This window comes from Candidatus Accumulibacter vicinus (assembly GCF_000584955.1).
GTDB classification, from domain to species: Bacteria; Pseudomonadota; Gammaproteobacteria; order Burkholderiales; family Rhodocyclaceae; genus Accumulibacter; species Accumulibacter vicinus.
In genome coordinates this window covers 32,254-41,614 of sequence record NZ_JDSS02000016.1, presented here as the reverse complement: position 1 = coordinate 41,614, position 9,361 = coordinate 32,254, and the positions used below count along the sequence as shown (strand labels likewise).

The window sequence follows — 9,361 nt, the reverse complement described above, 5'->3', positions numbered from 1 at the left end:
TCGATTCCGCGCTTGGCCACCAACCAAAACAAGCAGTTAGCCCGACCCAACACGTCGGGCTTTTTGCTTTTTATTCCTGTGTTAGCCTACATTCCGTACGAGCACAGCGAAGATTTCGCATTTCGTGTAAGTTCGGGCGCTACTTGGCACAGGACATTCGGATAATGCGAGGAATTTAACGCCGAAATTTGGGGCGGATCCGCATCCGTGCGATTGCCACGCGCACGGCTTGCCTGCTGTGCTCGATGAGCCCCCCGAAGCCGAGATCCTCGGGCTTGGAGCGGACGGACTGCCGCGCTGACGCAGGTCGAACCTGCTGACGCCGAATTGGTGCAAACAGCCTTCAACGCCTGGCAACGCTTTGGCTTCAGAGGTGCAACCGACCGCCCATCAGGTCCAGCCGACGCATGTCGGGCAGTTCGATGACGTCGCGATCATGGCAGGCGATCACCGCCGTGGTCCGGGCCGTACAGAAGCCGCGCAGCAGGTCGATGGTTTGCCGCCGCGATTCGGCATCGAGATTGGCCGTCGGTTCGTCGAGCAGCAGTATTTTCGGCTTCAGTACCCAGGCACGTGCCATGGCCACGCGCTGCCTTTCTCCCCCGGACAGCTTCTGCGGCGGTATTGCCAGAAGATGCGTCAGGCGTGCCCAGGCAATCGCTGCCGCGACCAGCCGTTGCCGTTCGTTCGCTTCGATGCCTCTGGCACGCAGCCCATAAGCAATATTGTCGGCGACACTGGTATGAAAAAGGTAGGGTTGCTGATGCACGTAGATCACCTGCCGGCGCAGCCAATCGGGATAGGGTCGCCAGTCGAAGCGCCGTTCCTGGTAGTGTCCGAACCCGCTGTCTGGTGCTTCGATGCCGGCCAGGATACGCAGCAGGGTGGACTTGCCGCTGCCGTTTTCTCCGGTCAGGACGTAGCTCTCGCCAGCCAGTAGCGTCAGCTCATCGATCGAGAACAGGCGTCGTGCCGCGAACGATTTGGTCAGCGTGGACACCCCGAGCAGGCTCATCGGCGTGACTCTCCCTGAAAGAAGGCGAAAGCCGAATTGATTCCCAGGGCAACGACCAGGAGGACGATGCCCAGGGCAATGCCCTGCGCGAACTCGCCCTTGCTGGTTTCGAGTGCAATCGCCGTCGGGATGTTGCGCGTCACGCCGGCGATGTTGCCGCCTACCATCAGCGAGCAACCGATCTCCGAGACGACCCGGCCAAAAGCGCTGCAGACCGCTGCCATCAGCGCAAAGCGCACTTCGACGAGCATCGTCCAGGCGATGCGCGGAGCCGACGCGCCGAGCGCGACGGCGGTCTCGCGGGCGCGCGGATCGGCGCCCTGGATCGCCGCGAGCGAGAAGGCGATCAGCACCGGCAGGGCGATCAGTATCTGGCCAATGACCATCGCAGTCTGGGTGAACAGCAGTTGGAGCTGCCCCAGGACCCCCTGGCGCGAAAGCAGCAGGTACAGGATCAGACCGACAACCACCGTCGGCGACGCCAGCAGTCCCTGCGTCACGACGATCAGCAGTCGCCGCCCTGGGAACTCCAGCGTTGCCAGCAGGTAGCCGATGCCAATTCCCAGGGGCATGGCGATCAGCATCGCGCGCAGCGTCACCGACAGCGAAACGCCGACGATCAGCCACAGCTCGGGATCGCCGGAAAACAGCAGGCGCAGCGCCGCTTCGCTGGCATCGAGAAGTCCCAGAGCGCTTACCTCGCCGGTGTGACGAAGAACAGCTGCTCGCCGTTCTGCCGGAAGGCAGCGATCGCCGAGCGCCCGGCGGCACTGCTCAGCCACTCGATCAGCGCCATGGCACCGGCAAAATGGATCTCCGGGTACCTTTTCGGATTGACGGCAATGACGCCATACGGATTGAACATGCGCGGGTCACCCTGGACGAGGATCGCGAGGCCGGTGCGGGTCTTGTAACTGGCGAAGGTGGCCCGGTCGGTCAGCGTGTAGGCCTGCATCTCGCCAGCCATGGTCAGCACCTCGCCCATTCCGAGCCCGGCCGAGACGTACCACGGCGCTCCCTTGGTGGCAATGCCGAGCTGTTGCCAATAACTTCTTTCCATCCGCTCGGTTCCCGAATCGTCACCGCGGGAAACGAAACGCGCCTGCCTGGCGGCGATCTGGCGAAAGGCCTCGAGTACCTCCCTGCCACCGCGTAGTGCGGCCGGGTCGCTGCCGGGACCGACGATGACGAAATCGTTGTACATCACATCGCGTCGATTGACTCCGTACCCGGCCGCGACGAAAGCCTCTTCGGCCTGGCGATCATGCACCAGCACGATATCGACGTCACCATTCTCGGCCAGCTTGAGCGCCTTGCCGGTTCCGACCGAGATGACCTGCACCCTGACCCCATGCTGCAACTCGAATTGCGGCAGGATGGCGCGCAGCAGACCGGAGTTGTCGGTGCTGGTGGTCGTTGCCAGACGCAGGTCGCGGGCTGCGAGGTGGGTGGAGAAGAAACCAAGCAGGAGAACAATGGCTGTTGCCAAGTGACAACAGCCGAAGAATGCGCGGGCCATGCCTGATCTCCTGTAGGAATTCATCGATAGTCGCACAGACCCTGTGGGGGGCTGAACGGTATGCGGTACGTGGTTTTTTCGCAGTGCCCCCCTGTTGCCCAGGGAGAGCGATCATCAGCAGCAAGGGGGTTCGCATCCTGGTCGTTGCGGCCGCCGCCACGGGGTATGCGGGCAGCGCAATGTCGGCAGATCGTCATCGGCAAGCGCAAGTATGGCATGAACCGTGATCTCATCGGTACACCGGCAATCCGCCCTTCTCGGGATGTACCGACGCTTGTCGCTGGGCTTCGCTGGCCGCCCGGCGCCTGGAAACGGACACCCCGGCGAGTCCGGACGGTATTTCGCCAGGGGACCGCCATTCCCGGGCACGCGCGGCATGCTGCGATGCGGTAAAATGCCGGCATGTTCTATCCTCTGTTACGTCGTTTTTTCTTCGCTCTCGACCCCGAAATCGCACACCTTGTCGGGATGAGCGGCGTCGATTTCCTCAATGCCACGGGTGCGCGCTGTCTGCTTGCTGCTGCGGTGCCGCCGGACCCGCAGCAGGTGATGGGGCTTGTTTTTCCCAACCCGGTCGGCCTGGCGGCGGGTCTCGACAAGAACGGCGAGCATATCGACGCTCTGGCCGCCCTCGGTTTCGGCTTCATCGAGATCGGTACAGTGACCCCGCGTGCGCAGCCCGGCAATCCGAAGCCACGCCTGTTCCGCATTCCGGAGCGGCAGGCGCTCATCAATCGCATGGGTTTCAACAACGATGGCGTCGAGAAGCTGCTGGCCAATGTCGCCCGTTCCCGCTTCGCTCGTACCGGCGGAATTCTCGGAATCAATATCGGCAAGAACTTCGATACCCCGATCGAGAACGCCGCCGACGATTACCTGAGCTGTCTTGAGCGCGTCTATGGCGCCGCCAGTTATGTGACGGTCAACATTTCGAGTCCGAACACCAAGAACCTGCGCGAACTGCAGCAGGACACTGCGCTCGACACGCTGCTCGGTCGGCTGAAAGGCGCCCAGTCGCGGCTCGCCGATCGCCATGGCCGGTATGTGCCGCTGGCCCTGAAAATTGCTCCGGACCTCGAAGATTCGCAGATCCAGGCGATTGCCGACCTGCTGCGCCAACACCGGATGGAGGGCGTCATCGCCACCAACACCACGCTCTCGCGAGCTGCTGTCACCGGCCTGGCGAATGCCGAACAGGCGGGCGGTCTGTCCGGTGCGCCGCTGCGGGCGATGTCCACCGCGGTGGTGAAAAAACTGTCGCTCGCCCTGGCCGGTGAGGTGCCGATCATCGGCGTCGGCGGCATCCTGTGTGGTGCCGACGCGGCCGAGAAGATCGCCGCCGGTGCCAGCCTGGTGCAGTTCTATACGGGCTTCATCTACCGCGGCCCTGGGCTGGTTGGCGAGGCGGCCGCGGCGATCGCCGGGCAGCGCCATGGTTGGCAACGTGGTTGAATGGACACACTTGCCGGGGGATAATCGCGGCGCCCCGGACCCCGTCGTTTCCTGCCCAACAGTCGTGGCTGCTCGGACACCCCGGATCATGAAAGCCATGAACTTTTCCACCAACCTTGCCCATCTCCCGCTCGCCGGCGATGGGGAGATTCGTCAGTCGCCAGCGCCACTTTCAGGGTAAGCGGAACATGACCCACTACCTGTTCATCATTGTCGGTGCCGTCCTCGTGAACAACGTCGTGCTGGTGAAAATCCTCGGGCTGTGCCCGTTCACGGGGGTTTCCAAGAAGCTGGAGACGGCGTTCGGCATGGGCGCGGCGACCACTTTCGTGCTCACTGTGGCGACCGGTGCCAGCTACGTCATCGATCACTACCTGTTGATGCCGTTCGGGCTCGAATATCTGCGGACCCTTTCCTTCATCTTCACCATCGCCGCCATCGTGCAGCTCACCGAGATGGTGATCCAGAAGACCAGCCCCTTGCTGCACCAGGTGCTCGGCATTTACCTGCCGCTGATCACGACCAACTGTGCGGTACTCGGCGTGCCCTTGCTGAACGTTGCCAACAAGCATGACTTTGTCGAGTCCCTGCTTTTTGGTGCCGGTTGCGCCATCGGTTTCTCACTGGTTCTGGTGCTCTTTGCGGGTATCCGCGAACGCGTCGAAGGGGCCGATGTGCCCACCCATTTTCGGGGAACGGCGATTGCCATGGTGACCGCCGGCCTGATGAGCCTGGCCTTCATGGGCTTTGCCGGACTGGACAAGTATCAATGATCAGCACACTGGTGATCATGGCGCTCGGTGCCCTCGTGCTCGGTGCCGCGCTTGGCTACGCGTCGATCAAATTCAAGGTCGAAGGCGATCCGCTGGTCGAGAAAATCGAAGCGATCCTGCCACAGACGCAGTGCGGCCAATGCGGTTATCCGGGGTGCAAACCTTACGCGGCGGCGATTTCAGCCGGTGAGGCCGACATCAACCTGTGCCCGCCGGGCGGCATGGACGGTGTGCGCAAGCTCGCCGACCTGCTCGGCCGCGAAGTCAAGCCGCTGGAGGTCGAGGAGAAGCCGAAACAGGTGGCGATCATCGACGAAACGACCTGTATCGGCTGTACCCTGTGTATCCAGGCCTGCCCGGTGGACGCCATCGTCGGCGCCGCCAAACAGATGCATACCATCATCGAACCGCTGTGTACCGGTTGCGAGTTGTGCATCAAACCCTGCCCGGTCGAGTGCATCCACATGCAGCCGATCACCGAGAATCTCGATAACTGGAAGTGGAAATACCCGGTGATCGAAATCAAGCGCGCCGCCTGAGTTGCCGGCAATGCTCCAACACCTGTTCGGTTTCAAGGGCGGTGTCAAACCGCAGACCAACAAGGCCCCGTCGGTGCAGCAACCGATCGGCCAGGCACCGCTGCCGGCGCGCCTGTACGTGCCGTTGCACCAGAGCATCGGCGGTTCGCCGAACCCGCTCGTCGAGGCCGGCGAGCAGATACTGAAAGGGCAATTGATCGGTGGGGCCGACGGCTGGATGTCGGCGGCCGTGCATGCACCGACTTCCGGCACCGTTCTGGCGATCGAGAAGCATGTGGCTGCGCACCCTTCGGGTCTGCCGACGCTGACCGTGGTCATTGCGCCGGATGGTCGTGACGAATGGATCACGCGCACGCCGCTCGATTACCGGAGCCTGGCGCCCGAGCGCGTACGCGAAGCGCTACGCGATGCCGGCGTCGTCGGCCTCGGAGGCGCCGTCTTTCCGAGCCACGCCAAGCTCACTGCGGCCAGCTCCGTCGCCGTCGAACAACTGGTCATCAACGGGGCCGAGTGCGAGCCTTTCATGACCTGCGACGACCTGCTGATGCGCGAGCGCGCCGAGGAAATCGTGCGCGGAAGCGCGATCTTTCGTGAGCTGCTGGCGGCCAGGCGAGTGCTGATCGGCATCGAGGACAACAAGCCGGAAGCCGTCGCGGCAATGCAGGCAGCGGTGCAGCGGCTGGGCGAGGATCATGAGGTGGTCGCCGTTCCCACCCGCTACCCGGCCGGCGGTGCCAAGCAGTTGATCCGCGTCCTGACCGGCAAGGAAGTCCCGGCCAGCAAGCGCTCGACCGATCTCGGCGTGCAGTGTTTCAACGTCGCCACCGCCTATACCGCGTATCGGGCGCTGGCCTACGGCGAGCCCGTGATCTCGCGCATCGTCACGCTGACCGGCAACGTCCTGCAGCCACGCAACTGGGAAGTGCGGCTCGGGACGCCGCTACGCGATCTGGTTGCGCTCGGCCAGCCAAAAGCCGACACCAACAAATACCTGATGGGTGGGCCGATGATGGGCTTCGAGATCCCGGACCTCGCTGCGCCGGTGATCAAGGCCACCAACTGTGTCATCGCCGGTTCGCCGACGCTGTTCCCGCCGAGTCCACCCGAGATGCCGTGCATCCGTTGCGGCGCCTGTGCCGAAGTCTGCCCGCACGAATTGCAACCATTCGAGTTGTACTGGTTCGCGCGCGCCAGGAACTTCGGCAAGACGCAGGAGTATCACCTCTTCGACTGTATCGAATGTGGCTGCTGCAGCTACGTTTGCCCGTCGCACATTCCGCTGGTGCAGTACTTTCGTTTTGCCAAGAGTGAAATCTGGTCGCGCGAGCGCGAAAAGCAGGCCGCTGAAGCTGCCAAGGCGCGCTTCGAATTGCGCAATGCACGTGCCGAACGGGAACAGGCCGAGAAGGCCGAACGCCTGGCCAGGGCCGCCGCTGCCAGGAGCAGCGAACGCAAGCCGGCCAGCGCCGCGGCGAGCCCGCCGGTCGCGGTCGCGGAATCGGGCGTTGCCAGTGCCGTGGCCAGCGAGCCGGCCATTGCCTCCCCTCCGATCGATGCCGATGCGCTGAAGAAAGCGACCATCGTCGCGGCGATGGAACGTGCCCGCGCCCAGCGCGCTGCCGTACAGCCCAGAAATACCGAACAACTCACCTTCCAGCAGCAGCGCGAAATCGCCGCCATCGAGGCGCGCCGCGCCAACCTGCAGGCAGAGTCGTCGCCGGACGAAGTGAACCGACCGCAGCGGGCAGCAGAATGATGTTGTTCTCGACCCCCCCTTATGTGCTCGGGCAAGGCAGCGTGCGGCGGGTGATGCTGCAGGTGCTGATCGGCCTGTTGCCGGGCATTGCCGCTTACATCTGGCTACTCGGCGCGAGCATCGTCTTGCAGTTGTTGATGGCCACGGTCGCTGCGCTGGCCGGAGAAGCGCTGATGCTCTGGCTGCGCGGCAAGCCGCAGGGCCTGTTCCTGAGCGACGGCAGTGCGGTCGTCACCGCCTGGCTGATTGCTCTGGCCTTCCCGCCGCTGGCGCCGTGGTGGTTGATCGTCGGCGGCACGCTGTTCGCGATCGTCGTCGCCAAGCATCTCTACGGCGGACTCGGTCAGAATCCTTTCAATCCGGCGATGACCGCCTTCGCCGTGTGCATCGTTTCGTTTCCGGCCCTGATGTCGCAGTGGCCGGCACTCGGCCTCAAACTGAACCTGGCGGAGCAGCTCAGGCTGATTGCCGGCCTCATCCCACGCGTCGACGTGATGAGTGGAGCGACTCCGCTTGACGCGCTCAAGACGGCCCTGAAACTCGGCGAGGGCGCGGTCGACGTGCCGACCCTTCTGGCGACCCAGGAGGTTTTCGGAAACTTCGCCGGGCGTGGCTGGGAATGGGTCTCTGTCGGCTATCTCGTCGGCGGTCTGTGGCTGTGGCAGAAGAAGATCATCGGCTGGCAGGCACCGCTCGGTTTCCTCGGCAGCCTGTTCATGCTCGCCGCTGCGCTCTGGGTCTGGAGCCCGCAACAGTTCGCCAATCCGCTCTTCCACCTGTTTTCCGGCGGCACCATGCTGGGTGCCTTCTTCATTGTCACCGATCCGGTTTCCGGGTCGACAACCAGCCGGGGCAAACTGATCTTCGGCTTTGCCGCCGGTGTGCTGGCCTACCTCATCCGCGTTTTTGGCGGCTATCCTGACGGCATCGCTTTCGCGGTGCTGCTGATGAATCTCTGCGTGCCGCTGATCGACATGTACACCCAGCCACCGATCTTCGGGATGAAGAACGAACGATGAAGCCGTTGCCCAGGACACCCAGTGCGACCGGGATGGCGATGCGCACGGCGGTCATCCTGCTGATCTTCGTGGTGGTGTTCACCAGCCTGCTGGCAGCCGTTTTCCTGTGGACCCGGCCGGCGATCGAGGCCGCCGCCGCCGAGGAAAAAATGAAGCTGATCAGCGAGGTGCTGCCGCGCGAACTCTACGATAACGACTTGCTGAGCGACCGTTTACAACTGCCGCCCAACCCGGCACTGGGTGCCGACGAGGCGTCGACTGCCTACCTGGCACGTCGGGCTGGTCAGGCCAGCGCGCTGGTCTTCGAAGCGGTGGCTCCCGATGGCTATTCCGGAAAGATCCGTCTGTTGATCGCCGTCACCGCCGACGGCACGCTGCTCGGCGTCCGCGTGACACAACACAAGGAGACGCCGGGCCTGGGCGACTACATCGACCCAAGGAAGGACAGGAACAAGGAGCGTCCGTGGATCCGGCAGTTCGACGGCCTCTCGTTGGCGACGGTCGCCGACCGCGAGTGGCGGGTCAAAAAGGACAGCGGACGTTTCGACTCGGTTGTCGGGGCAACGATCACGCCGCGCGCCGTGATCAAGGCGGTGCACAAGGCCTTACACTACGTTGCCGAGAATCGCCGGCAACTCTTTGCCACAGGAGGAGGGAAATGATCAGTCGTGAGGAATTCCGCCAGATCGGCGCCAACGGCGTCTGGCACCAGAATACCAGCCTGGTGCAGATCCTGGGCCTCTGTCCGCTGCTCGCCGTGACCACCAATCTGGTCAACGGCGTGATGCTGTCGCTGGCGACGATCATCGTCATGGCCATCGCCAACGTTGCCGTGGCATCGCTGCGCAACCTGATCCCGCACGAGATTCGCATCCCGGTCTTCATTCTGATCGTCGCAGCGCTGGTGACCGTGGTCGATCTGCTGTTCAACGCCCAACTGCATGAGTTGTACCTGGTTCTTGGCATCTTCATTCCCCTGATCGTCACCAACTGCATCGTGCTGGCGCGTGTCGAAGCCTTCGCCAACAAGAACCCGCCGCTGCATGCGGCATTCGACGGCGTCTGCATGGGCATCGGCATGCTGTGGACGCTGGCCCTGCTCGGTGGACTGCGCGAGTTGATCGGCGGTGGCACGCTGCTGGCCGGGATCGAGATGGTTTTTCCGGCGCTGCAGCCCCTGCAGTTGCTGCCGGCCGACTATCCCGGTTTCCTGCTGGCGTTGCTGCCGCCCGGCGCCTTCATCCTGCTTGGCTGTCTGATTGCCTGGAAAAACTGGGTCGAGGCCCGC

10 protein-coding genes are annotated in these 9,361 nt (G+C 63.5%); 7 read left to right on the top strand and 3 right to left on the bottom strand.

The window, feature by feature from the left end:
* Positions 1-367 precede the first annotated feature (367 nt).
* The 3 genes from CAPSK01_RS04485 to CAPSK01_RS04475 are packed head-to-tail and all read right to left on the bottom strand — an operon-like array spanning position 368 to position 2,534.
* Complete coding sequence (locus CAPSK01_RS04485; protein ID WP_034923128.1) at positions 368-1,015, bottom strand: ABC transporter ATP-binding protein; 648 nt, start codon at positions 1,013-1,015, stop codon at positions 368-370.
* The gene (locus tag CAPSK01_RS04480; protein WP_034923258.1) at positions 1,012-1,704 is read right to left on the bottom strand and encodes an ABC transporter permease; all 693 of its coding nucleotides are present in this window, start codon (positions 1,702-1,704) and stop codon (positions 1,012-1,014) included. Before CAPSK01_RS04480 ends, CAPSK01_RS04485 begins: the two co-directional genes overlap by 4 nt.
* A gap of 5 nt (positions 1,705-1,709) precedes the next feature.
* A complete protein-coding gene (locus CAPSK01_RS04475; RefSeq protein ID WP_034923126.1) occupies positions 1,710-2,534 on the bottom strand; it encodes a substrate-binding domain-containing protein in 825 nt (274 codons plus the stop codon).
* Between the two features lie 402 nt (positions 2,535-2,936).
* Here CAPSK01_RS04475 and CAPSK01_RS04470 point away from each other — a divergent pair, with 402 nt between their 5' ends.
* The 7 genes from CAPSK01_RS04470 to CAPSK01_RS04440 all read left to right on the top strand — a co-directional run.
* Positions 2,937-3,986, top strand: coding sequence for a quinone-dependent dihydroorotate dehydrogenase (locus CAPSK01_RS04470; RefSeq protein WP_034923124.1), 1,050 nt, complete (start codon positions 2,937-2,939; stop codon positions 3,984-3,986).
* Between the two features lie 188 nt (positions 3,987-4,174).
* The gene (gene rsxA, locus CAPSK01_RS04465) at positions 4,175-4,759 is read left to right on the top strand and encodes an electron transport complex subunit RsxA (protein ID WP_034923122.1); all 585 of its coding nucleotides are present in this window, start codon (positions 4,175-4,177) and stop codon (positions 4,757-4,759) included.
* Positions 4,756-5,298 carry an electron transport complex subunit RsxB gene (rsxB, locus tag CAPSK01_RS04460; RefSeq protein WP_034923120.1) on the top strand — a complete coding sequence of 181 codons (543 nt, stop codon included), beginning with the start codon at positions 4,756-4,758 and terminating at the stop codon, positions 5,296-5,298. The genes rsxA and rsxB overlap by 4 nt, the downstream gene beginning before the upstream one ends.
* A gap of 10 nt (positions 5,299-5,308) precedes the next feature.
* A complete protein-coding gene (gene rsxC / locus CAPSK01_RS04455) occupies positions 5,309-7,054 on the top strand; it encodes an electron transport complex subunit RsxC (protein ID WP_034923256.1) in 1,746 nt (581 codons plus the stop codon).
* Positions 7,054-8,073 carry an RnfABCDGE type electron transport complex subunit D gene (locus CAPSK01_RS04450; protein ID WP_034923118.1) on the top strand — a complete coding sequence of 340 codons (1,020 nt, stop codon included), beginning with the start codon at positions 7,054-7,056 and terminating at the stop codon, positions 8,071-8,073. Before rsxC ends, CAPSK01_RS04450 begins: the two co-directional genes overlap by 1 nt.
* Positions 8,070-8,735, top strand: a complete 666-nt coding sequence (gene rsxG / locus CAPSK01_RS04445) for an electron transport complex subunit RsxG (protein WP_034923116.1) — start codon at positions 8,070-8,072, stop codon at positions 8,733-8,735. The genes CAPSK01_RS04450 and rsxG overlap by 4 nt, the downstream gene beginning before the upstream one ends.
* Positions 8,732-9,361 (top strand): electron transport complex subunit E (locus tag CAPSK01_RS04440; RefSeq protein ID WP_034923254.1); only part of this gene is annotated, 630 nt, incomplete at its 3' end. The genes rsxG and CAPSK01_RS04440, both read left to right, overlap by 4 nt.

Bases quoted from the DNA above. Each gene is read 5' to 3' on its own strand.
- CAPSK01_RS04485 (WP_034923128.1), bottom strand. From the start codon at position 1,015: ATGAGCCTGCTCGGGGTGTCCACGCTGACCAAATCGTTCGCGGCACGA.
- CAPSK01_RS04475 (WP_034923126.1), bottom strand. From the start codon at position 2,534: ATGGCCCGCGCATTCTTCGGCTGTTGTCACTTGGCAACAGCCATTGTT.
- CAPSK01_RS04470 (WP_034923124.1), top strand. From the start codon at position 2,937: ATGTTCTATCCTCTGTTACGTCGTTTTTTCTTCGCTCTCGACCCCGAA.
- rsxA (WP_034923122.1), top strand. From the start codon at position 4,175: ATGACCCACTACCTGTTCATCATTGTCGGTGCCGTCCTCGTGAACAAC.
- rsxB (WP_034923120.1), top strand. From the start codon at position 4,756: ATGATCAGCACACTGGTGATCATGGCGCTCGGTGCCCTCGTGCTCGGT.
- rsxC (WP_034923256.1), top strand. From the start codon at position 5,309: ATGCTCCAACACCTGTTCGGTTTCAAGGGCGGTGTCAAACCGCAGACC.
- CAPSK01_RS04450 (WP_034923118.1), top strand. From the start codon at position 7,054: ATGTTGTTCTCGACCCCCCCTTATGTGCTCGGGCAAGGCAGCGTGCGG.
- rsxG (WP_034923116.1), top strand. From the start codon at position 8,070: ATGAAGCCGTTGCCCAGGACACCCAGTGCGACCGGGATGGCGATGCGC.